Origin of the sequence: Sulfitobacter sp. NFXS29 (assembly GCF_040148765.1) — a bacterium.
Taxonomy (GTDB): domain Bacteria; phylum Pseudomonadota; class Alphaproteobacteria; order Rhodobacterales; family Rhodobacteraceae; genus Sulfitobacter.
In genome coordinates this window covers 112,744-133,549 of sequence record NZ_JAGDED010000003.1, presented here as the reverse complement: position 1 = coordinate 133,549, position 20,806 = coordinate 112,744, and the positions used below count along the sequence as shown (strand labels likewise).

The window sequence follows — 20,806 nt, the reverse complement described above, 5'->3', positions numbered from 1 at the left end:
CGCGTTTGAGGATATATCTAGGGCAGGGGGCGAGGGCTGCACATCTTCATAGGCGCGCAGCCGCCCTGCGCAGGTGCAGACTGCCCGCACGTCATCAAATCTTAACTTGTATTTTCTACGCTTTCCGCCAGCTTAGAGGCATCAGCGGGGGGATTGCTCATGGAAGAATTTCTGTCGAAAGAAATACAAGCGGGGCTGGATGCCGCGCGTATGGCAAGCCTGCGCAAAGGCGCGCGCCTGCGGCTTGAGGTGGGCGGCGATGTTTACCGGGTGCTGCGTATGTGGAAGACTGGTTTTTCCGTCGATGCGGCGGATGCGCCCAAGCTGCGCGGGTTGGTCGATCTCTATGATGGCAGCCTGCATCTGTTCCAATGTCTGATCGTGGCGAGCGAGGAAGAAGCGGGCGAAATGCGTTATGAGTTCAAACGCGCGACCGCCGTGGCAGACCGTCCGCCGCTTGATTTCGAGCGTCCCGCCGATGCGCCACTGGGGCTGATCGAAGACGGCCGCGCCTGAAAGGGCGGCACGGCGGGTCAGTCCCGCCGCGCCATTTTCCGATTACTGTAGATCGCTAAAGGCTTTGACGAGCCGGTCGCAAGCTTCCTCGACCCGTGCGCGTGGCGTGGCGAGGTTGAAGCGCAGGAAGCTTTCGCCCCCCGTGCCGAAGGTGGCGCCGTGGTTGGCTGCGATGGCAGCGTTTTTCTCAACTCGTTTCTGAAACTCCGCGGGGTCCATCCCAGTGCCCGAAAAGTCCACCCAAGCCAGATAGGTCGATTCCAGCGGCATCGAGCGTAGCCCCGGAATCGCGTTCACCGCGTCATCGAACAACTGCCGGTTTCCGTCCAGATAGGCGGTCAGCTCATCCACCCAAGCGGCCCCCTCGGGGGAATAGGCCGCCGTTGCCATGATCAGCCCGAAAGAGTTCGCCGAGACGCCCAAAGCCGCCATGCGCTGGGCGAAGCGTTGACGCAGCTTGGGGTCGTGAATGATGACATTGCCGGTATGGCCGCCGGCGATGTTGAAAGTCTTGGTCGTGGCGGTCATCATCACCAGACGGTCTTCGATCCCGTCAATATGTGCCATGGGGATGTGCTTGTGCCCCGGCATCACCAGATCGTGGTGAATCTCATCCGAGACCAGCACCAGATCATGCCGCTTGGCGAAATCGGCCACGCCCTGCAATTCCTCGCGGCTCCAGACACGCCCACCGGGGTTGTGCGGCGAGCAGAGGATCACCATTTTCTCATCCCCGGTCATCAGGGCGTCATAGGCGTCGAAATCCATCTCGTAGCGGCCCGAGGCATTGGTCAGCGGGCATTCCACCACGCGGCGTTCGGCGGCATTAATCACGCGGGCGAAGGCGTGATAGACCGGGGTGAACAGCACCACCCCATCGCCGGGCTGGGTGAAGGCATCGACGCACATGGCGGTGCCGTTCACCAAACCATGCGTGGTAAAGATCGCATCGGCGTCGACCTTCCAGCCGTGGCGGTTTTCCATCCACCACTGAATTGCCGCGAGGTATTCGCTATCGTCGCCGAAATACCCGTGCACCCCGTGGTCGATCTGGGCCTGAAGCGCGTCCTGCACCACCTGCGGAGGGCGGAAATCCATGTCGGCCACCCACATGGCGATGCCGCTGTCCGCGGGCACGCCATAGATCGCTTCCATCTTGTCCCATTTCGCACAATGGGTGCCGCGCCGGTCGATGATGTCGTCAAAGCTCATGCTGGTCTCTCCTGATATTGTGGCCAAGCTAACGGCTGCCGCAGGCGCTGCAAGCCCCCGGTTGCGCGATGCCCGGGCATGGCCTAAATGAGCGGGATGAAACGCCCGATCCTTTTGCACCCCGATCCACGGCTCAAGAAAGCCGCAGCCCCCGTCGCCGACCTTAGCGACGAGTTGCGCGTGCTGGGCGATGATATGTTGACCACCATGTATGACGCGCCGGGCATCGGCCTTGCCGCGCCGCAGATCGGCGTGCTGAGCCGTGTCATCGTGCTCGATTGCGTCAAGGAAGAGGGCGAAGCGCCGCGCCCGCTGTTGATGTTCAACCCTGAGATTGTGACCTCCTCGGATGACTTGAACACCTATGAGGAAGGCTGCCTGAGCATTCCTGAGCAATACGCCGATGTGACCCGCCCGGCTGAGGTTGAGGTCCGCTGGTTGGACCGGGACGGCAAAGAGCAGCAGGAGGCGTTTGATGGCCTCTGGGCGACCTGTGTGCAGCATGAGATCGACCACCTCGATGGGAAGTTGTTTATCGATTACCTCAAGCCGCTGAAGCGCCAGATGATCACCCGCAAGATGGTGAAGCTGAAGCGCGAGTTGGCGCGCGGATGAGCGTGCTGGAGGTTCTTCGCTGGCCCGACCCGCGTCTGGCCGAGACCTGCGCGCCGATCGAAGAGATCACGCCAGAGATCGAAAAGCTGGCGGCCGATATGCTCGAGACGATGTATGCCGCGCCCGGGCGGGGTCTGGCCGGGCCGCAGGTCGGCGCGATGCTGCGGATCTTCGTGATGGATGCGGGCTGGAAGGAAGACAAATCCGACCCGCTGGTCTGCATCAACCCGATGTTTCAAGAGATCGGCGAAGAGCGCGTGACCAATACCGAAGGCTGCCTGAGCATCCCCGGCATCAGCACCGACGTCTCGCGCCCGTCGCAGGTGCAGATGGTTTGGACCGGGCTGAACGGTGGCCGCTATGTGCAAAGCCTTGAGGGTGCCGCCGCGCTGATCGCGCAGCATGAGATGGATCACCTTGACGGTGTGGTGACCTTCGATCACCTCGACGCGGACACCCGCGCCGCCAAGATTGCGGAGTTCAACGCCCAATGACCCTACGCCGCTACGTTGCATGGCCCGACAAACGCCTGCGCAGCCCTGCCGAACCCATTGAAGCGGTGACGGATGAAATCCGCACCCTTTGGGACGATATGATCGAGACGATGGATGCCATGCCCGGCGTCGGCCTTGCCGCGCCGCAGATCGGGGTGATGTTGCAGGTCGCGGTGGTTGATGCCTCCGAGGCGCGCAACAAGCGCATCCGACTGGCGAACCCGGTGATCATAGACGCTTCTGCCGTACTGCACCCTTATGAGGAAGCCAGCCCGAACCTGCCCGGTTTCAGCGCCGTGATCCGCCGCCCCCGCGGCGTGAAGGTGCGGTTCCTTGACGAGACGGGGGCCGAGGTTGAGCGTGATTTCGTTGGGCTTGAGGCCGTCAGCGTGCAACACCAGATCGACCATCTGGCGGGCAAAATGTATTTCGACAACCTCAGCAAAACCAAGCGCGACATGCTGTTGCGCAAAGCACGTAAACAGAACGGCTGACAGCCCTCACAGGTGCTGTCCGTCAGGAGTGAACAGATGCGACTGATTTTCATGGGCACGCCCGATTTTTCGGTGCCGATCCTCGATGCACTGGTGCAAGCGGGGCATGACATCTGCGCCGTCTACTGCCAGCCGCCACGCCCCGCCGGACGCGGCAAGAAACCCCGCCCCAGTCCGGTGCAGCAACGCGCCGAAGAGATTGGCCTGCTGGTGCGGCATCCGGTATCGCTTAAACATCCCGAACCGCAGGAAGAATTCGCCGAGCTTGACGCAGATGCGGCGGTGGTCGTGGCCTACGGTCTGATCTTGCCGCAGGTCATTCTGGACGCGCCGAAACAGGGCTGTCTGAACATCCATGCAAGCCTCTTGCCGCGCTGGCGCGGGGCCGCGCCCATTCACCGTGCGATCATGGCGGGGGATGAAAAGACCGGCGTTTGCATCATGCAAATGGAAGCGGGGTTGGACACCGGCCCCGTGCTGCTCTGCGAAGAAACGGAGATCGGCGCCGCTGAGACCACAGCGGAACTGCACGACCGGCTGAGCGCCATGGGCGCGGTGGCGATCAACAAGGCGCTGTCGCGGTTGCCAGACCTGCCTCCCCAGCCTCAGCCCGAGGAGGGCGTGACCTATGCCGCCAAGATCGACAAGGCCGAGGCACGGATCGACTGGTCCCGCCCGGCGGTTGAGGTGGACCGCCTGATCCGGGGCCTGTCGCCCTTTCCCGGGGCGTGGTTCGAAAACGACGGCCAGCGGGTGAAGGTGCTCGGATCGGTGCTGGACGAAGGCACCGGCGCGGCGGGTGAAGTGCTGTCAGATGACCTGCGCGTGGCTTGCGGCGACGGTGCGGTGCGGCTCACGCGGTTGCAGCGCGCAGGCAAGGGCGTGCAGGAAGCGGATGTGTTTCAACGCGGCGCGCAGATCGCGGTCGGCACGAAGCTGAGCGCCGCTTAAGCGCTCAGCTTTTCGGCGGAGTGCTTTTGTAGACCGGCAGGTGCCAGCCGAAATAAAGCGATCCGGCGCGGAGCACCCAAGTAGTGGCGGCGCAGGCCAATAGCGGGTAGAGCGTCCCGTCGAAATAAGGCGCCAGCAGCACGGCCACAGCGGCACCGGAGAGCGCCGCGGTGGCGTAGAGTTCGCCTTGGGTCAGCACCAGTGGCAATTGGCCCACCACCACATCGCGCATCAGCCCGCCCATACAGCCGGTGATCATGCCCATGACGATGATGATCGGCGCGGATTGCTCTTGGGACATCGCCACACCGACCCCCGCCGCGACTGCGACAGCCAGTGCCAGACTGTCGAGCCAGATCAACGTGCGAAAGCGGCTTTCCAGCAGGTGCGCGGTGAAAAACACCACCAGCGCCGCCACGATGGCCACGCCGAGCATACTGGGGGTTTCAATCCAAAAGATCGGATTGCGGTCGAGCAGGAGGTCGCGGATCGTGCCGCCGCCCACGGCGGTCAGGCAGGCGATAAAGGCGAAGCCCACGATATCAAGCTGCGCCCGGCTGGCGACCAACGCGCCGGTGATGGCAAAGACCAGCACGGCGGCATAGTCCAGCAGGGCCAGCAGGCTCACTTCTTGCCGCCCGGTTTGAAGGGGGCCATGCCCGCGCGGGCCAGTTCATCGGCGCGTTCGTTTTCGGGGTGGCCGGCGTGGCCCTTGACCCATTTCCACGTCACATTATGCCGCGCGTTCGCCGCATCCAGCCGCTGCCAAAGCTCGGCGTTTTTGACGGGCTTCTTGGCGGCGTTTTTCCAGCCGTTTTTCTTCCAGCCAAAGATCCAGCCGGTGATGCCGTTTTTGACGTAGTTGCTGTCGGTCACGATGGTGATCTCAGTGGCGCGGCTGAGCGATTCCAACGCCGAGATTGCGGCCATCAATTCCATGCGGTTGTTGGTGGTCTGCGCCTCGCCGCCCTTTAACTCGCGTTCCTTGACGATCTTGTCGCCGTCCATGGCGCGCATCAACACGCCCCAGCCACCGGGGCCGGGATTGCCCGAGCAGGCTCCGTCTGTGTAGGCGTAAAGGTCTGGCATGTCGGCTCCCGTCGCGGTTTCAACGCGGTTTAGGCGGCTGGCGCGCGGCGGTCAATCAGGCGGGTTGGCGCAAGACGCGGGGCACCTTGAATTCGACGTTTTCCTGCGCGGTTTCGACCAATTCTGTGGTCACGTCATAGCGCGCTTTGAAGGCGTCGATCACTTCGTTGATCAGCACTTCGGGGGCCGAGGCGCCCGCCGTGATGCCGATGCTGCCGATCCCATCTAGCGCGCGCCAGTCGATGTCGTCCGCACGTTGCACCAGTTGCGCATAGGCGCAGCCCGCGCGGGCGCCGACCTCGACCAGCCGCTTGGAGTTCGACGAATTCGGCGCGCCCACCACCAGCATCGCGTCGCATTTGGGCGCCATGGCCTTGACGGCCTCCTGACGGTTGGTGGTGGCGTAGCAGATGTCTTCTTTATGCGGGCCGATGATGGCCGGGAACCGCGCCTGAAGGGCCGCGACGATATCGGCGGTATCATCGACGCTGAGCGTGGTCTGGGTGACATAGGCCAGCTGCGCCTCATCACGCACGGCGACACCGGCCACATCGTCGGGCGTTTCGACCAGCAGCACATCGCCTTCGGGCAATTGCCCCATGGTGCCGACCGTCTCAGGGTGGCCCGCGTGGCCGATCATGATGATCTGCAGCCCTGCATCGGCATGGCGTTGCGCCTCGATATGGACCTTGGAGACCAGCGGGCAGGTGGCATCGACATAGATCATATTGCGCGCCTGCGCGGCGGAGGGCACAGATTTCGGCACGCCATGGGCCGAAAAGATCACCGGGCGGTCATCAGGGCATTCTGACAGTTCCTCGACAAAGACCGCGCCTTTGTCGCGCAGCCCGTCGACGACGAATTTATTGTGCACGATCTCATGGCGCACATAGACCGGCGCGCCCCATTTCTCGAGCGCCATTTCGACGATTTTGATCGCCCGGTCCACGCCCGCGCAGAATCCGCGCGGCGCGGCGAGGTAGAGGGTCAGGGGCGTGTTGGTCATGGCGAGGTCTCCGAACGGTTGGCGCAGAGGTAAGGGCTTGGGCGCGCTTCGTCCAGCCCGTCAGCCTTTCTTGGGCGCAGCCTCGCCCGCGGTGCCGTGAACGAGGGCGGCGGCCTGCGCCCGGTTGCGGATGCCCAATTTGCGGTAGCCCGATTTCGCATAGTCCGAGACGGTGTGGATCGAGAGGTTGCAGCGATGCGCGGTTTGCTGGCGGGTGTAGCCATGGGCCAGCAGGTTCACCACTTCGGCTTCGCGCGGGCTGAGTTTGCCGAAGGCCGATGGGGTCTCGGGCAGGGGCAGCGGGGCGGTGCCGGTCAGGTCTTCGATGCGGCGGTGCATCAGTAGGCAAAAGAGGCGAAGATCCTCGGCTATGTCGCTAAAGCTCCGTTGGAATTCCTCGGCCTCCATCCAGTTGCCAATGATGAAGCCGCCGAAACGTTCTGATCCTTTCAGCCGCATGGGCACCGCAAAGGCGGCATGCAAACCTTCCCGTCCTGCGCGTGCGATCAGCGAATGCTCAGAGGGGGTAACATCGGGGTAGAGGTGCACGAAGGCCTGCCCGATCCTCAGAACTTCATAGCTGTTGCACGAGTGGTGGAGAAAGGGGTCATCCTCGGGGGGGAGGTCATCGTAAAGGTCGGGGATGGTGGATAAAAACTGGGCATCTTTGAAATCCGCCCCGACGCTGATGTGGATGGCATGGGTGAAGCCGATCTGTCGCAGCGCTTCTACAATGCCGTTCCAGAGCGTGCCGACATCCTGTAGCTTCTCCAGCCGCACCGCATCATCGAAAAGCATCGTCCCTCACTTTAACCCCCCTTTTTCGGGGGGTCGTCTACTTCTACGGGAACGGGTACTGTGGGATCAAGGGGAACGCATGGGTTCATGTGCTGTATTGTATCTTCCCTGGGGTATTTTAGAAATTTCACAGGCCAGTGACGCCATTGTCACTGGTCTGTTATTCGTCTGCCTGCTCCCTTGATGCCGGGCGCAAGAAAGTCACTGCTGCGGCTAGCAACATGGTTTCGGGCGGAAATAAGGCGGTTTGCGCTTAGTCTTGCGAGGGCGAGATCGGATCGCGCGGCGGGCGGCCAATGACATCACGCAGATCATCAAGCTCGATAAAGTTGTCGGCTTGGCGGCGCAGATCGTCAGAGATCATCGGCGGCTGGCTGCGAATCGTCGACACGACAGAAACACGCACGCCTTGGCGTTGCAGGCTTTCGACCAGCGGGCGGAAGTCGCCGTCGCCGGAAAAGATCACGATATGGTCGACACGCGGTGCCAGTTCCATCGCATCAACGGCCAGTTCGATGTCCATGTCGCCTTTGACTTTGCGGCGGCCCATGCTGTCGGTGTATTCCTTGGCCGGTTTGGTGACCATGGAAAAGCCGTTGTAGTTCAGCCAGTCAACAAGCGGGCGGATCGGCGAATACTCATCGTTTTCCAGCAATGCGGTATAGTAGAAGGCGCGCAGCAGCTTGCCGCGGCGCATGAACTCTTGCCGCAGCAACTTATAGTCGATGTCGAAGCCAAGCGTCTTTGCTGCGGCGTAGAGGTTGGAGCCGTCTATGAAAAGCGCCAAACGCTCATCTTTGTAGAACATTAATCTATCCTTTCGGCAGGCTTCGCCGTATTCCCGGTTTGAGTTGTAATCGTCGCAGATTAATAAATCCGTGACGGCTGGCGATGCCCCCACATCAGGGTGCATAACTAAGGCTTTTTAACAATGTCGCAAGACCCCGTGGGTATGGAATTAAGCAGTAGAGAGCCTATACGAAAGTATAGTCTCCTGATTGCGCTTGGCGGGAACCTCGCCTCTTCTGTCGGTGCGCCGCAGGAAACCCTGAAGTCGGCTTTGAAGCTGCTGCAAACCTCCGGCGCGGTGATTCGCGCGACCAGTGCATTCTATCATACTCCGGCTTTCCCCGCAGGAGCGGGGCCCGATTATGTGAACGCTGCAGCGCGTCTGGAGGCGCCTTGGGAACCGGCCAAGGCGCTTGGCGTCCTGCATCGGATCGAGGCGCAGCTGGGTCGGGAGCGGGTGCAGCGTTGGGGCCAGCGCACTTTGGATTTGGATTTGCTGGCCTGTGATGATATCGTGTTGCCAGACCGTAACACCCACAAGATGTGGCGTAATTTGCCGCTTGAGGCGCAGATTGGCCGCACGCCAGAGCAGTTGATCCTGCCGCATCCGCGCTTGCAAGACCGCGCTTTTGTGCTGGTGCCCTTGGCCGATGTGGCCCCCGATTGGGTGCATCCGCTGCTTGGGAAACCGGTCCGCGCGCTGCTTGAGGCTTTGCCTGAGCGGGATCGTGCCAGCGTGCGGCGTCTGTAATAACGGCTTGTAAATCTGCCCGAGGCGGCCTAAATACCGCACTTCTGGCAGCAAATGAGATATTGGAGGCTTCATGGCCCGCGTCACCGTCGAAGATTGTGTGGATAAGGTTCCGAACCGTTTCGAACTCGTTATGCTGGCCGCGCATCGCGCCCGTGAGATCTCTGCCGGATCGCAGCTGACTGTCGACCGCGACAATGACAAGAACCCCGTCGTGTCCCTGCGTGAAATCGCCGAAGAAACACAGTCGGCTGATGACCTGCGCGAGCGTCTGATCGAAAGCAACCAGAGCCAGATCGAAGTTGACGAGCCCGAAGAAGACGCCATGGCGCTTTTGATGGGTGCCGAAGAGGACAAGCCCGAAGAAGACAGCATGTCCGAAGAAATGTTGCTGCGCCAGTTGATGGCCGCACAGGGGCAGGGCTAACCCCCGCGCCCCGGCCGGGGCTATGAGGCAGATGGCATGAACAGCGCCGACATAACTGCCGATGACCTGATCGCTCTTGTTCAAGGCTACAATCCGCGTACCAACGAACCCCTGATCCGCGCCGCTTTCGACTACGGGGCGCGGATGCATGAGGGGCAGTTTCGCCATTCCGGTGAACCCTATTTCACCCACCCTGTCGCTGTCGCTGCGATCCTCACGGAACAGCAGCTTGACGATGCGACGATCATCACCGCCCTTCTGCACGATACCATCGAAGACACCAAAGCGTCTTATGCCGAGGTGCAGAGCCTCTTTGGCGGTGAAGTGGCGGAATTGGTCGATGGTGTCACCAAGCTGACCAACCTTCAGCTCAACTCGACCGAGACCAAGCAGGCCGAGAATTTCCGCAAGCTCTTTATGGCGATGTCCAAGGACTTGCGCGTCATCCTCGTTAAGCTCGCCGACCGTCTGCACAACATGCGCACGATCAAATCCATGCGCCCGGACAAGCAGGTCAAAAAGGCGCGGGAGACGATGGACATCTACGCGCCGCTGGCGGGGCGCATGGGCATGCAGTGGATGCGCGAAGAGCTGGAAGACCTCGCCTTCCGCGTGCTTAACCCCGAGGCGCGTGCGTCGATCATTCGCCGCTTTATCACCCTGCAACGCGACACCGGCGATGTGATCCAGCGGATCACCGGCGACATGCGGGTCGAGTTGGAAAAGGCGGATATCGACGCCGAGGTTTTTGGCCGGGCCAAGAAACCCTATTCGATCTGGCGCAAGATGGAGGAGAAAGAGCAGAGCTTCTCCCGTCTGTCCGACATTTACGGCTTTCGCGTGATCACCGCGTCTGAGGAGGATTGCTACCGCACACTCGGCGCGATCCACCGGCGCTGGCGCGCGGTGCCGGGGCGGTTCAAGGATTACATCAGCCAGCCCAAGACCAACGGTTACCGCTCGATTCATACCACCGTCTCGGGCCGGGATGGCAAGCGGGTGGAGGTGCAGATCCGCACCCGGCAGATGCATGACGTGGCCGAGACCGGCGTCGCCGCGCATTGGTCCTACCGCGACGGTGTGCGCAGTCGAAACCCCTTTGCCGTTGATCCCGCCAAATGGATCAGCCAGTTGACCGAACAGTTCGACGCTGAGACTGACCACGAGGATTTCCTCGAAGCGGTGAAGCTTGAGATGTACGCGGATCAGGTCTTTTGCTTCACGCCCAAAGGCGATGTGGTGAAGCTGCCGCGCGGGGCGACGCCGATTGATTTTGCCTATGCGATCCACACCCGGATCGGCAATGCCTGCGTTGGGGCCAAGGTCGACGGGATGCGTGTGCCGCTCTGGACGCGGATCAAAAACGGTCAGTCGATTGAGATCACCACCGCGCAGGGGCAAACACCGCAGGTCACATGGCTCGATATCGCCACCACTGGCAAGGCCAAGTCGGCAATCCGGCGGTCCCTGCGGGAGGTCGACCGCGAGCGCTTTATCAAACTGGGCCGCGAATTGGCGCGCTCGGCCTTTGCGCAGGTCGGCAAGAAAGCGACCGATAAGGTGCTGCATACCGTCGCCAAGAACATGCGGCTCAACGGCCCCGATGAGGTGCTCGCCCGGCTTGGCAGTTCCGAACTCACGGGCCGCGAAGTGGTCGAATGCGTCTATCCCGATCTTGCCCCGCAAAAGGGCGAGCAGATCGATGTGCGCCGCGCCGTCGTGGGGTTGGAGCCGGGCCAGAGCTTTGACCGCGCGCCCTGCTGCACGCCGCTGCCCGGTGAGCGGATCGTCGGCATCACCTTCCGCGGCAAGGGCGTGACCGTCCACTCAATCGACTGCGACCGCCTGTCGGAATACGAAGACCAGCCCGAGCGTTGGCTGGATCTGCGCTGGCACGATGGCAGCCACCCGGCGGTCTATACCTGCGCGCTGGACATCACCATCGGCAACGGCGCGGGCGTACTGGGGCGGGTCTGCACCTTGATCGGCGAAGCCTCGGCCAATATCTCTGATTTGGAGTTTGTGGAGCGCAAGCCTGACTTTTACCGGTTGGTGGTCTATGTGGATCTCAGAGACGTAAGTCACCTGCATTCGTTGATGTCCACGATCGAAGCCGAAAGTGAAGTCGCCGATGTCAGCAGGCACCGCAATATGAGCATGGGAAAGACTGTCGAAAAGACCGACTGACCCCGCGCAGACGAAACGCCGATACTGGACCTGAGACTTGATTTTCAAACGCCGCGATCCGAAACCGACCCTGCGCGCGCTGGCCGAGTTTCTGTGGCCGCGGGGTGGTTGGACACGTGCGTTTCACTACGTCAAACACCGGATGCGGCGGCTGCCCGACAGCCCCGAGCGCATTGCGCGCGGCATCTGGGCCGGGGTCTTTACCACCTTCACGCCCTTTTATGGTCTGCACTTCATCGTGGCGGCACTGATCGGGCGGGTGATGCGGGCCAATATCCTCGCCGCCCTTATGGCGACCTTCTTTGGCAACCCATTGACCTATGTCCCCATCGGCATCGCGGCTTTGCAGACCGGGCATTGGATCCTTGGCGCGCCCGTGGCCCCCAAAGAGCATCGCTCCTTCGGGGGGAAGTTTTTGGATGCGGGCCGCGATCTGCAAGAGAACTTTGTTGCGATTTTTACCGATAGCCAGATGGATTGGACGGGGCTGACCGCCTTTTTCCATCAGGTCTTCTACCCCTATCTGATCGGGGGAATACTGCCGGGGATGATCTGTGCCACGATCGCATATTATATCTCGGTGCCGGTGCTGCGGGCTTACCAAAAGCGACGCCGCGGTATGATCAAGGCCAAGTTCGAGGCGCTCAAGCATAAGGCGGCGCAAAAGGCCGAGGCCAAGCGCCACGCGGACTGAGGCTTTCAGGGCATCAATTTTCCGGAAAAACCGCTTCCCCCTATGGGGTTGGCGGAATTTCCGACCTATGGTCGGGCAAGTGATGCAAGGGGAATCGAGATGGCGGATCAACCAAAGCTGAGATTGGGCGTGAACATTGACCATGTGGCGACCGTGCGCAACGCCCGGGGCGGCGCCTATCCCGACCCGCTGCGCGCGGCAAAGATCGCGGAAAAGGCTGGCGCCGATGGCATCACCGCGCATCTGCGCGAAGACCGGCGGCATATCTCTGACGCCGATATCGAAGGGTTGATGGAGGTGCTTTCCGTCCCGCTGAACTTTGAAATGGCCGCCACTGACGAGATGCAAAAGATTGCCCTACGTCATAAGCCACACGCTGTTTGTATCGTGCCCGAAAAGCGCGAAGAGCGCACCACGGAAGGCGGTTTGGAAGTCGCCCGCGAGGAGAACAAGCTCGCCCATTTCATCGCGCCCCTGCGCGAGGCGGGCAGCCGGGTGTCGATCTTCATCGCCGCCGAGCCTGCGCAGATCGAAGCCGCCAATCGCATCGGCGCAGAGGTGATCGAACTGCACACCGGCGCCTATTGCGATGCCTTCGCCGAAGGCCGTTGGGACGAGGCGGACGTTGAGCTCAACAAGCTGCGCGAGATGTCGAGTTTCGCAGCTTCCCTCGGGCTTGAGGTTCATGCCGGACACGGGCTGACCTATGACACGGTGACCCCCATCGCCGCCTTTCCAGAGGTGCGCGAACTCAACATCGGGCACTTCCTGATCGGAGAGGCGATATTCCTCGGGCTGGAACCCGCCATAACCGAGATGCGCCGCCTGATGGATGAGGCCCGCGAAGCCTGAGCCCGCCGGTCTTCGGTGGCGGAAAATCACTCAAAGGATGCCTTCTTCTGGACCCAAAACGGCTTTGACTGCGTTGGGCCGCCAGACTGGTTAACAAACCTAAGGAGGCACCAATGAGCGACCATATCGACACACTGAAGAAACTCCACACCCGCCTGATCGACAGCCGCGACGGCTATCGTGAATCCCGCAAGCAGGTCTCGGATGAGGCGGCATTTGTCGGCTTCTTCGACCAGCGTATCGCCGAGCGCGAGAAGTTCCACACCGAGTTGCACCGCCAGTTGGGCGTCGACGGCGTGGATGTCTCCGAAGAAGGCTCCGCCGCTGCATCGGCCCACCGTGGTTGGCTGAAACTGCGCGATGCGGTCACAGGCGATGCGGAAGCCGTCTATGACGAGATCATCAACGGCGAATCCGCATTGGTCGAAAACTACGACGACGCGATCAAAGCCACCGCTGGCCGCCCCGGTTATGAGTTCCTGACCGAGCAGCGCGCCGCCGTGCAGCGCGCCATCGATGAGGCGAAAGCCGAGAAGGCCCGCCACGCCGTCGCATAAGCTGCGCGACATCTCGAGTTTAACGCCGTCCCGTTCCGCGGGGCGGCGTTTTCGCGTCGTATTGCTGCTTTTCCTCGGCAGCGGCGCATGATCTATTGGCGACAAAGGGCGCATCGGCCCCGTCACGCGACAAGAATGGCACTCAATGATCCTCGGCATCGGCACTGATCTGGCAAATATCGAGCGTATCCAAGGCACGATCGACCGCTTTGGCGATCGTTTCCGCAATCGTGTTTTTACGGACGTCGAACAGCGCAAGGCCGAGCGTCGCCGCGATGTCGCGGGAACTTACGCCAAACGCTGGGCCGCGAAAGAGGCCTGTTCAAAGGCGCTTGGCACCGGGCTGCGCATGGGCATTGCATGGCGCGACATGGCGGTCAGCAACCTGCGCACCGGCCAGCCCGTGATGGAAGTGACCGGCTGGGCCGCCGATCGTCTGGCCGCGATGACTCCGCCGGGGCATGAGGCGATCATCCATGTCACCCTGACCGATGACCACCCCTGGGCGCAGGCCTTTGTCGTGATCGAAGCGCGCCCCCTTGCCGATTAAGACCGCTCAGACTGGCGCGCCCCGCCGTTTCGCGTCATATGCACGCGGGGCAGGCCGATCCGGCCCTGCTTCCCTTGACTTGGCCCGCACGGCCCCGCATGTAACCCCAAACCGATATGTCAGGAGCGCCGCATGGCCGCTAAGGAAAAAACCGGCAACGCCTTTGTCGAAACCATCAAGACAATCTTCTGGGCGCTGCTGATCGCGGGTGTCTTTCGGACCCTGTTCTTCCAGCCCTTCTGGATTCCTTCGGGGTCGATGAAAGAGACGCTGTTGATCGGCGATTTCCTTTTCGTGAACAAAATGGCTTACGGTTATTCCTACGCGTCTTGCCCCAGTCTGATGCTCCCCGGGGTCGGGATAGAGATCGACGCCAAGGATGTCTGCGGTGTGTTCGACGGCGACAACGATCGGCTTTTCGGGTCCGAGCCTGAGCGCGGCGATGTGGTGGTCTTCCGTCACCCCGTATCGGGCCGCGACTACATCAAACGTCTGATCGGTCTGCCGGGGGACAAGGTGCAGATCCAAAACGGTGTCATCAGTCTGAATGGCACCCCGGTCCAAGTCGAAGACGCAGGCACCTTTGAAGAGGTCATGGCCCCGCAAGGCCCACAGCAACTTCGCCCGCGTTGCGAAAACGGCCCCGTTGGGCAAGGCGGCACCTGCGTCAAAAGCCGCCAGATCGAAACATTGCCTAATGGCGTCTCGTACCCGATATTGAACATCACCAACCAACAGTCGGACAACACCGGCGTCTATACCGTGCCTGAGGGGCATTACTTCTTCATGGGCGACAACCGCGACAACTCTGCTGACAGCCGGTTGGCGCAGCGCGCAGGTGGCGTGGGTTTCGTGCCGTTTGAGAACCTCATTGGCCGCGCGGATCGCATCATGTTCAGCTCTGCTGGGCGTTCGATGCTGTTCTTCTGGACATGGCGCAGCGACCGTTTCTTCGAAGCTGTCAGATGAAGCTGAGCGGAGACCTCAAAGCCTTCGAGGCGCGGATCGGCCATCACTTTGCCACGCCGGACGTGCTGGTGCGCGCCGTGACCCATGCCTCCATGTCCTCGGCCAACCGCGATGACAACCAGCGGTTGGAGTTTCTGGGCGACCGGGTGCTGGGCCTCGTCATGGCCGAGGCGCTTCTGGCGCTGGATCCCGGCGCGACCGAGGGGCAGTTGGCCCCGCGGTTCAACGCATTGGTGCGCAAGGAAACCTGCGCCGATGTGGCGCGTGAGATCGATCTGGGCAAGGTGCTGAAACTGGGCCGGTCTGAGATGATTTCGGGCGGGCGGCGCAAACAGGCGCTTTTGGGCGATGCGATCGAAGCGGTCATCGCCGCCGTCTATCTGGATGGCGGATTTGACGCGGCAAAGGCGCTGGTGCTGCGCCTCTGGGGCGACAGGCTGAAGACGGTTAAAGAAGACGCGCGCGACGCCAAAACCGCATTGCAGGAATGGGCACAGGCGCGCGGGCTGACCCCGCCGCGCTATGTCCAGACTGACCGCAGCGGCCCTGACCATGCGCCGGTTTTCACCATTACCGCGCGGTTGGACAACGGGGCCGAAGCCGCCGCCACCGCGCCCTCAAAACGCGCCGCCGAACAGGCCGCCGCCACCACGCTGCTGCGGCAATTGGAGAAGAACTCATGACCACCCGTGCCGGATTCGTCGCCCTGATCGGAGAGCCCAACGCGGGCAAATCCACGCTGCTGAACCGCATGGTGGGGGCCAAAGTCTCGATCGTGACGCATAAGGTGCAAACCACGCGTGCCCGCATCCGTGGTGTCGCGATGGAGGGCCAGACGCAGCTTGTTTTCGTCGACACGCCGGGTCTGTTCCAGCCGCGCCGCCGTTTGGACCGCGCGATGGTTGCCGCCGCGTGGGGCGGGGCTGCGGATGCCGATGTGATCGTGCTGCTGATCGAGGCGCACCGCGGCATGACCGAGGGTGTCGAGCGCATTCTTGAGGAACTTGGCAACATCGCTAAAGGCCGCCGCGTGGCGCTGGCGATCAACAAGATCGACCGCGTCGAGGCGCCGGTGCTGCTGGGCCTGACCGAGAAGATGAACGCGCGGTTTGACTTCACCGAAACCTTTATGATCTCCGCCGAGCGCGGCCACGGCATCGACACGTTGCGCCAATGGCTGGCCGGAGAGGTGCCGGAAGGCCCGTGGCTCTATCCCGAAGACCAGATCGCCGACCTGCCGATGCGCAACATCGCGGCCGAGATCACCCGCGAGAAGCTGACCCTACGTCTGCATCAGGAACTGCCTTATCAGCTCACGGTCGAGACCGAGAACTGGGAAGAGCGCCCCGATGGCTCCGCCCGGATTGACCAATTGGTCTATGTGATCCGCGATGGTCACAAGGGCATCGTTCTGGGCAACAAGGGCGAAACGATCAAAGCCGTGGGCAAAGCTGCCCGCGAAGAGCTTGAAGAGTTCCTTGGCCGCAAGGTGCATCTGTTCTTGCAGGTCAAGGTCCGTGCCAATTGGCTGGAAGAGGCTGAGCGTTATTCCGAGATGGGCTTGGATTTCAAAGATGGCAACGACTGAGCGTAAAGGCCAGCCATGGCGCGTCTGACCGCGCGCTTCTGGGTCGACGCCTATCTCACCCGGCTGCGTTTGCAGGATATCCCGGCGTTTGTTGTGGCACATGGTGATGACACTGGCGGCGCGGTGCTGGTGAAACTGGCGACGCTGGACGGCAAAGCGGTGCTGTTTCAACGCTCTTTCGATCTGATGACCGGGGACCGGAAGTGGATTGAGCTGGCTTCGGGCGACGAGGCCGAGGTTGACGCCACCGTCGTCCGCCAACGCAGCTTTGACCCGGACCTCTGGGTGATCGAAGTCGAAGACCGGCAGGGCCGCCACCTGTTGGACGAACCGGGGCTCACCTGATGGAATGGCGCGATCAGGGCATCCTGCTGAGCGCGCGGCGACATGGCGAGACTTCGGCGATCATCGAGGTTTTTACCCCCGCCCAAGGCCGTCACGCGGGCATCGTCCGTGGCGGCACCAGCCGCAAGATCGCCCCCAGCCTACAGCCCGGCGCGCAGCTTGATCTAGCATGGCGCGCGCGGTTGGAGGATCACATCGGGGCCTTCACCGTCGAGCCTTTGCGCAGCCGTGCCGCGGTGGCCATGCAGGACCGTCTGGCGCTGGCCGGGCTGAATGCGGTGACCGCGCTCCTGTCCTTCTGCCTGCCCGAGCGCGAACCGCATCCCGCGCTTTACCTGCGCACCGAGACGCTCTTGGATATGCTGGGGCAGGGGGATGTCTGGCCACTGGCCTATCTGAAATGGGAACTGCGCCTGCTGGAAGAAATGGGCTATGCACTCGATCTGGAAAGCTGCGCAGTGACCGGGGTGAGCGAAGAACTGATCTATGTCTCACCCAAAACGGGCCGCGCGGTATCGGCCAAAGGCGCGGGGGAGTGGGCGGATCGGCTGCTGCCCCTGCCTGCGGTTCTGCGTGGGGGCGCGGGCAGTGACGCGGAGATCGCGCAGGGCTTGGTGACCACGGGCCATTTCCTGACCGCGCATCTGGCGCGCGATCTGGGGGGCAAACCGCTGCCCGAGGCGCGGGCGCGGTTTATCGACGCTTTTAGTCGGCGGCTTTGAACACCAGCCGCTCGCCGCTGTCATCCGACAGGATCAACGTGTCGCCCAACACGTCCGAGAGCGTCACATCCCCCAAGGCTTTCAGATACGCCGCCTCTGCCGCGAGGTCTGGGCAGGCGCGGCGCGTGGCGGCGATATGGCCCGCGTCGAACCACGGGTAGGGCGCCGTCATTGCAGCGCTATAAGCGTTGCAGGGGGCTTCTCCGGCGATTTTGCCGGTCTCGGGGAAGGTCAGCGTGGCTCGGGCATCGAAGGAGGTGCCGTCCAACTCCACCAAGGTCCACGTCTTGTCGCCCGCCCCGTAGGCGCGGACGGTTTCATCCCCTTGGCATTGCGGTAGGGCACTGAGGGCGGCGAGGATCAAAAAGCTGCGCATGGGCTGTCCTTTGGGTTGAAACGCCGCCTATGTCCTCGACATCGGCAGCGCTTGCAACCCCGGCGCGTTAGCCCAGCAGCCGCCGCGCGATAACCTGCGCTTGGATCTCCGCCGCACCCTCAAAGATGTTGAGAATCCGCGCGTCACAAAGCACCCGGCTGATCTTGTATTCCAGCGCGAAACCGTTGCCGCCGTGAATCTGGAGCCCGTTGTCGGCGGCGGCCCAAGCGACCCGCGCGCCGAGCAGTTTCGCCATGCCTGCTTCGACATCACAGCGCCGCCCGGCGTCTTTTTCAAAGGCGCTGTAATAGGTCAACTGACGCGCGACCATCAGTTCCACCGCCATCATCGCCAGCTTGCCCGACACGCGGGGGAAGTCGATCAGCGCCTTACCGAATTGCTTGCGGTCTTGGGCGTATTGCATCGAGATATCGAGCGCCGATTGCGCCACGCCGATGGCACGCGCAGCGGTTTGGATGCGGGCCGATTCAAACGTCTCCATCAGCTGTTTGAAGCCGCGCCCCTCTTCGCCGCCGAGCAGGTTCTCGCCCTTCACCTCAAAACCGTCGAAGCCAAGTTCGTATTCCTTCATGCCGCGGTAGCCGAGAACCTCAATCTCTCCACCGGTCATGCCGGGGGTGGGGAAGGGATTGGCATCGTCGCCGGGGGTCTTTTCGGCCAAGAACATCGACAGGCCACGGTGGTCTGTCGTTTCAGGGTCGGTCCGCGCCAGCAGTGTCATCACATGGGTGCGCGCGGCATGGGTGATCCAAGTCTTGTTGCCGGTGACCTTGTAGTCGTCCCCGTCCTTCACCGCACGGGTGCGCAGGCTGCCGAGGTCCGACCCGGTGTTCGGCTCGGTGAAAACGGCCGTGGGCAAAGTCTCGGCGCTGGCGATGCGGGGCAGCCATTTTTCTTTCTGCGCGTCGGTGCCGCCGCAGAGGATCAGTTCCGCCGCGATTTCCGACCGGGTGCCGAGCGAGCCGACACCGATATAGCCGCGCGACAGTTCTTCGCTGACCACACACATCGACGCTTTGGTCAGGCCCAGACCACCGTATTCTTCGGGAATGGTCAGGCCGAAAACACCCATTTCGGCCAATTCTTCGATCACCTCAATGGGGATCAATTCGTCTTTCAGATGCCAGTCATGGGCGAAGGGCTCGACCTTTTCGACCGCGTAGCGGCGGAACTGGTCGCGGATCATTTCAAGCTCTTCATCAAGCCCGCTGACGCCAAAGGTCACATCGGCGCTGCGCTCTTGCATCAGTTCCACCAGACGACTGCGCGCGGCTTGGGTGTTGCCGCTGCGGGTCAGGGTAGTGATCGACGGCGCGTCGAGCGTGGCCTCATCCTCGGCACTCAGCCCCAAATCTTGCAGGCGCAGTATCTCGCCTTGGTTCATTTGAATACCGCCGCGCATCTGGCAAAGGTATTCGCCAAAGCCGATCTGGTGCAGCAGTTGCTCAACCTCGCCAAAGCGCCCGTCATCCTGCAACCGTTCGGCCCAAAGCTGCATCTGTCGCAGCGCTTGGACATAGGTGGCGAGCCACGCGAGCCCGTGGGCGGCGGTCTGGTTGGCCTCGATCAGCTTGGCCGAAACGCGATCCCCCTCGCTTACCTGCGCACGGACGGCGGCGGTGGCGGTTTCCAGCAGCCGATCCAACGGCGGCAGCGCCGCGCCGGTGAGCCCGATCAGATCGTCGAGAATTACGCTATGCATCGTCATATCCTGACCATCATGTGCCATGAGCTGTCCTTTCTTGCTTGGGAAAGACATAGACCCTTCGCAGTCGCAGCACAACAAAGATACGTTTAACCGCAGCATTTTGTTTTAATCTTGCGCGCGTATTTTCGGCGTGCAGCTGCCAGAGGGGGTGCTATGTAGCGGTATGGACAGTATTTTCCCCTTTCTCACCCCGTTCAGATTCTATGCTGCACTTGCAATCGGCCTCTGTGGCGGGTTCGTGAAGGGCGTTGTCGGATTTGCCCTGCCGCTCGTGCTGATTTCTGGTCTCACGACTTTTATGGCGCCTGAATTGGCGCTGGCGGGGCTGATTCTGCCGACGGTGCTGGCCAATGCGTTTCAAGCGCTGCGGCAGGGGCCGCAGGCGGCGCTGCGCTCGATCCGGTTATTCTGGGTTTTCTTGGTTTGCGGCGGCGTGATGCTGGTGCTCTCCGCGCAGATGGTGCGGCTGGTGCCCGCGACGGTGATGCTCTTGATGATTGGTGTGCCGGTAGTGCTCTTCGCACTGCTGCAACTGTCCAAGCATAAATTCCACCTGCCGCAGCGCTCGGCCAAGGTTGAGGCGCTGGTGGGCGGTTTTGCCGGAGCCGTCGGAGGGATTTCGGGCATCTGGGGGCCGCCCACGGTGGCCTATCTCACCGCGCTCGGGACCGAGAAACATGACCAGATGCGAATCCAAGGTGTGATCTACGGGCTGGGCGCCGTGGCGCTTTTGGCGGCGCATATCGGCTCGGGGGTGCTGAATGCGCAGACATGGCCGTTTTCCGCGCTGTTGATCCTGCCGGTGATGCTGGGCGTCTGGCTGGGTAGCAAGGTGATGGACCGGGTGGACCCGGTGCTGTTCCGCAAGATGACATTGCTGGTGCTGATGGTGGCGGGGTTGAACTTGATCCGTCGGGCGATCTTCTGAGCGGGTACGGCACGGCCAGCTAACATCAGCCTTTCGCAATGGGTTGGCGATCTGGCAAGGTTTGGCCCGCGCTAGGCAGTGCACATCGTGGGCGCGGCATAGTGGCAAGAGGCGAGACAGATCGCCGACCAGTAGGCAGGGTTGGCCTATAGGTTTTGATCGCAAAG

At 62.0% G+C, this 20,806-nt stretch carries 26 protein-coding genes; 18 read left to right on the top strand and 8 right to left on the bottom strand.

Features of this window, described 5'->3' with window-relative positions:
• Positions 1-159: 159 nt before the first annotated feature.
• Positions 160-516, top strand: coding sequence for a hypothetical protein (locus J3456_RS07305; protein ID WP_120352295.1), 357 nt, complete (start codon positions 160-162; stop codon positions 514-516).
• A 42-nt stretch (positions 517-558) separates the two neighbouring features.
• On the opposite strand, the gene J3456_RS07300 is transcribed toward J3456_RS07305, so the two are convergent.
• The gene (locus J3456_RS07300; protein ID WP_349579553.1) at positions 559-1,728 is read right to left on the bottom strand and encodes a MalY/PatB family protein; all 1,170 of its coding nucleotides are present in this window, start codon (positions 1,726-1,728) and stop codon (positions 559-561) included.
• A gap of 96 nt (positions 1,729-1,824) precedes the next feature.
• Here J3456_RS07300 and def (J3456_RS07295) point away from each other — a divergent pair, with 96 nt between their 5' ends.
• From def (J3456_RS07295) to fmt, 4 genes are read left to right on the top strand one after another with little or no spacing between them, the layout of a single operon-like run.
• Complete coding sequence (def, locus tag J3456_RS07295) at positions 1,825-2,343, top strand: peptide deformylase (protein WP_349579552.1); 519 nt, start codon at positions 1,825-1,827, stop codon at positions 2,341-2,343.
• Entirely contained in the window at positions 2,340-2,837 is a 498-nt protein-coding gene (gene def, locus J3456_RS07290) for a peptide deformylase (protein ID WP_349579551.1), read from the top strand. Before def (J3456_RS07295) ends, def (J3456_RS07290) begins: the two co-directional genes overlap by 4 nt.
• Positions 2,834-3,331: a peptide deformylase gene (def, locus tag J3456_RS07285; RefSeq protein WP_132443819.1), complete on the top strand. Its 498-nt coding sequence runs from the start codon at positions 2,834-2,836 to the stop codon at positions 3,329-3,331. Before def (J3456_RS07290) ends, def (J3456_RS07285) begins: the two co-directional genes overlap by 4 nt.
• 36 nt (positions 3,332-3,367) lie before the next feature.
• The gene (fmt, locus tag J3456_RS07280; protein WP_349579550.1) at positions 3,368-4,282 is read left to right on the top strand and encodes a methionyl-tRNA formyltransferase; all 915 of its coding nucleotides are present in this window, start codon (positions 3,368-3,370) and stop codon (positions 4,280-4,282) included.
• A gap of 4 nt (positions 4,283-4,286) precedes the next feature.
• On the opposite strand, the gene J3456_RS07275 is transcribed toward fmt, so the two are convergent.
• The 5 genes from J3456_RS07275 to J3456_RS07255 all read right to left on the bottom strand — a co-directional run bounded on the left by J3456_RS07275 (position 4,287) and on the right by J3456_RS07255 (position 7,983).
• A complete protein-coding gene (locus tag J3456_RS07275) occupies positions 4,287-4,910 on the bottom strand; it encodes a trimeric intracellular cation channel family protein (RefSeq protein WP_132443817.1) in 624 nt (207 codons plus the stop codon).
• Positions 4,907-5,371 (bottom strand): ribonuclease HI, encoded by a 465-nt coding sequence (gene rnhA, locus J3456_RS07270; RefSeq protein ID WP_120351974.1) that lies wholly within the window; start codon positions 5,369-5,371, stop codon positions 4,907-4,909. The genes J3456_RS07275 and rnhA overlap by 4 nt, the downstream gene beginning before the upstream one ends.
• A gap of 55 nt (positions 5,372-5,426) precedes the next feature.
• Complete coding sequence (gene ispH / locus J3456_RS07265) at positions 5,427-6,377, bottom strand: 4-hydroxy-3-methylbut-2-enyl diphosphate reductase (protein ID WP_259946515.1); 951 nt, start codon at positions 6,375-6,377, stop codon at positions 5,427-5,429.
• 60 nt (positions 6,378-6,437) lie between these two features.
• A complete protein-coding gene (locus J3456_RS07260; RefSeq protein WP_349579549.1) occupies positions 6,438-7,175 on the bottom strand; it encodes a helix-turn-helix transcriptional regulator in 738 nt (245 codons plus the stop codon).
• A gap of 253 nt (positions 7,176-7,428) precedes the next feature.
• A complete protein-coding gene (locus J3456_RS07255; protein WP_259946512.1) occupies positions 7,429-7,983 on the bottom strand; it encodes a LabA-like NYN domain-containing protein in 555 nt (184 codons plus the stop codon).
• 123 nt (positions 7,984-8,106) lie between these two features.
• Between J3456_RS07255 and folK the strand changes: the two genes are divergently transcribed.
• The 12 genes from folK to recO all read left to right on the top strand — a co-directional run bounded on the left by folK (position 8,107) and on the right by recO (position 17,606).
• Entirely contained in the window at positions 8,107-8,715 is a 609-nt protein-coding gene (gene folK / locus J3456_RS07250; protein ID WP_349579548.1) for a 2-amino-4-hydroxy-6-hydroxymethyldihydropteridine diphosphokinase, read from the top strand.
• 73 nt (positions 8,716-8,788) lie between these two features.
• Entirely contained in the window at positions 8,789-9,142 is a 354-nt protein-coding gene (gene rpoZ, locus J3456_RS07245; RefSeq protein WP_067264606.1) for a DNA-directed RNA polymerase subunit omega, read from the top strand.
• 36 nt (positions 9,143-9,178) lie between these two features.
• Positions 9,179-11,329, top strand: coding sequence for a RelA/SpoT family protein (locus J3456_RS07240; RefSeq protein WP_349579546.1), 2,151 nt, complete (start codon positions 9,179-9,181; stop codon positions 11,327-11,329).
• A 37-nt stretch (positions 11,330-11,366) separates the two neighbouring features.
• The gene (locus J3456_RS07235) at positions 11,367-12,023 is read left to right on the top strand and encodes a DUF2062 domain-containing protein (protein WP_349579545.1); all 657 of its coding nucleotides are present in this window, start codon (positions 11,367-11,369) and stop codon (positions 12,021-12,023) included.
• Between the two features lie 99 nt (positions 12,024-12,122).
• Complete coding sequence (locus J3456_RS07230; RefSeq protein WP_349579544.1) at positions 12,123-12,875, top strand: pyridoxine 5'-phosphate synthase; 753 nt, start codon at positions 12,123-12,125, stop codon at positions 12,873-12,875.
• A gap of 113 nt (positions 12,876-12,988) precedes the next feature.
• A complete protein-coding gene (locus J3456_RS07225; RefSeq protein ID WP_349579543.1) occupies positions 12,989-13,432 on the top strand; it encodes a PA2169 family four-helix-bundle protein in 444 nt (147 codons plus the stop codon).
• 145 nt (positions 13,433-13,577) lie between these two features.
• Positions 13,578-13,982: a holo-ACP synthase gene (gene acpS, locus J3456_RS07220; RefSeq protein ID WP_349579541.1), complete on the top strand. Its 405-nt coding sequence runs from the start codon at positions 13,578-13,580 to the stop codon at positions 13,980-13,982.
• A gap of 132 nt (positions 13,983-14,114) precedes the next feature.
• On the top strand, positions 14,115-14,951 hold the full coding sequence (gene lepB, locus J3456_RS07215) for a signal peptidase I (RefSeq protein ID WP_349579540.1): 837 nt from the start codon (positions 14,115-14,117) through the stop codon (positions 14,949-14,951).
• Positions 14,948-15,634, top strand: coding sequence for a ribonuclease III (gene rnc / locus J3456_RS07210; RefSeq protein ID WP_259946506.1), 687 nt, complete (start codon positions 14,948-14,950; stop codon positions 15,632-15,634). The genes lepB and rnc overlap by 4 nt, the downstream gene beginning before the upstream one ends.
• Positions 15,631-16,539: a GTPase Era gene (gene era / locus J3456_RS07205; protein ID WP_342849867.1), complete on the top strand. Its 909-nt coding sequence runs from the start codon at positions 15,631-15,633 to the stop codon at positions 16,537-16,539. Before rnc ends, era begins: the two co-directional genes overlap by 4 nt.
• Before the next feature lie 15 nt (positions 16,540-16,554).
• Positions 16,555-16,884 (top strand): DUF1491 family protein, encoded by a 330-nt coding sequence (locus J3456_RS07200; protein WP_349579539.1) that lies wholly within the window; start codon positions 16,555-16,557, stop codon positions 16,882-16,884.
• Positions 16,884-17,606: a DNA repair protein RecO gene (gene recO, locus J3456_RS07195; protein ID WP_349579538.1), complete on the top strand. Its 723-nt coding sequence runs from the start codon at positions 16,884-16,886 to the stop codon at positions 17,604-17,606. Before J3456_RS07200 ends, recO begins: the two co-directional genes overlap by 1 nt.
• On the opposite strand, the gene J3456_RS07190 is transcribed toward recO, so the two are convergent.
• Positions 17,590-17,982: an META domain-containing protein gene (locus J3456_RS07190; protein WP_349579537.1), complete on the bottom strand. Its 393-nt coding sequence runs from the start codon at positions 17,980-17,982 to the stop codon at positions 17,590-17,592. The genes recO and J3456_RS07190 overlap by 17 nt on opposite strands.
• Positions 17,983-18,049: 67 nt before the next feature.
• Positions 18,050-19,732 (bottom strand): acyl-CoA dehydrogenase family protein, encoded by a 1,683-nt coding sequence (locus tag J3456_RS07185; RefSeq protein WP_349579536.1) that lies wholly within the window; start codon positions 19,730-19,732, stop codon positions 18,050-18,052.
• A gap of 142 nt (positions 19,733-19,874) precedes the next feature.
• On the opposite strand from J3456_RS07185, the gene J3456_RS07180 reads away from it, so the two are divergent.
• Positions 19,875-20,639, top strand: coding sequence for a sulfite exporter TauE/SafE family protein (locus tag J3456_RS07180; protein WP_349579535.1), 765 nt, complete (start codon positions 19,875-19,877; stop codon positions 20,637-20,639).
• The last annotated feature ends 167 nt before the right edge of the window (positions 20,640-20,806 follow it).

Coding starts and splice junctions, on each gene's coding strand:
- J3456_RS07305 (WP_120352295.1), top strand. CDS start 160: ATGGAAGAATTTCTGTCGAAAGAAATACAAGCGGGGCTGGATGCCGCG.
- J3456_RS07300 (WP_349579553.1), bottom strand. CDS start 1,728: ATGAGCTTTGACGACATCATCGACCGGCGCGGCACCCATTGTGCGAAA.
- def (WP_349579552.1), top strand. CDS start 1,825: ATGAAACGCCCGATCCTTTTGCACCCCGATCCACGGCTCAAGAAAGCC.
- def (WP_349579551.1), top strand. CDS start 2,340: ATGAGCGTGCTGGAGGTTCTTCGCTGGCCCGACCCGCGTCTGGCCGAG.
- def (WP_132443819.1), top strand. CDS start 2,834: ATGACCCTACGCCGCTACGTTGCATGGCCCGACAAACGCCTGCGCAGC.
- fmt (WP_349579550.1), top strand. CDS start 3,368: ATGCGACTGATTTTCATGGGCACGCCCGATTTTTCGGTGCCGATCCTC.
- rnhA (WP_120351974.1), bottom strand. CDS start 5,371: ATGCCAGACCTTTACGCCTACACAGACGGAGCCTGCTCGGGCAATCCC.
- ispH (WP_259946515.1), bottom strand. CDS start 6,377: ATGACCAACACGCCCCTGACCCTCTACCTCGCCGCGCCGCGCGGATTC.
- J3456_RS07260 (WP_349579549.1), bottom strand. CDS start 7,175: ATGCTTTTCGATGATGCGGTGCGGCTGGAGAAGCTACAGGATGTCGGC.
- J3456_RS07255 (WP_259946512.1), bottom strand. CDS start 7,983: ATGTTCTACAAAGATGAGCGTTTGGCGCTTTTCATAGACGGCTCCAAC.
- folK (WP_349579548.1), top strand. CDS start 8,107: ATGTCGCAAGACCCCGTGGGTATGGAATTAAGCAGTAGAGAGCCTATA.
- rpoZ (WP_067264606.1), top strand. CDS start 8,789: ATGGCCCGCGTCACCGTCGAAGATTGTGTGGATAAGGTTCCGAACCGT.
- J3456_RS07240 (WP_349579546.1), top strand. CDS start 9,179: ATGAACAGCGCCGACATAACTGCCGATGACCTGATCGCTCTTGTTCAA.
- J3456_RS07230 (WP_349579544.1), top strand. CDS start 12,123: ATGGCGGATCAACCAAAGCTGAGATTGGGCGTGAACATTGACCATGTG.
- J3456_RS07225 (WP_349579543.1), top strand. CDS start 12,989: ATGAGCGACCATATCGACACACTGAAGAAACTCCACACCCGCCTGATC.
- acpS (WP_349579541.1), top strand. CDS start 13,578: ATGATCCTCGGCATCGGCACTGATCTGGCAAATATCGAGCGTATCCAA.
- lepB (WP_349579540.1), top strand. CDS start 14,115: ATGGCCGCTAAGGAAAAAACCGGCAACGCCTTTGTCGAAACCATCAAG.
- rnc (WP_259946506.1), top strand. CDS start 14,948: ATGAAGCTGAGCGGAGACCTCAAAGCCTTCGAGGCGCGGATCGGCCAT.
- era (WP_342849867.1), top strand. CDS start 15,631: ATGACCACCCGTGCCGGATTCGTCGCCCTGATCGGAGAGCCCAACGCG.
- J3456_RS07200 (WP_349579539.1), top strand. CDS start 16,555: ATGGCGCGTCTGACCGCGCGCTTCTGGGTCGACGCCTATCTCACCCGG.
- recO (WP_349579538.1), top strand. CDS start 16,884: ATGGAATGGCGCGATCAGGGCATCCTGCTGAGCGCGCGGCGACATGGC.
- J3456_RS07190 (WP_349579537.1), bottom strand. CDS start 17,982: ATGCGCAGCTTTTTGATCCTCGCCGCCCTCAGTGCCCTACCGCAATGC.
- J3456_RS07185 (WP_349579536.1), bottom strand. CDS start 19,732: ATGGCACATGATGGTCAGGATATGACGATGCATAGCGTAATTCTCGAC.
- J3456_RS07180 (WP_349579535.1), top strand. CDS start 19,875: ATGGACAGTATTTTCCCCTTTCTCACCCCGTTCAGATTCTATGCTGCA.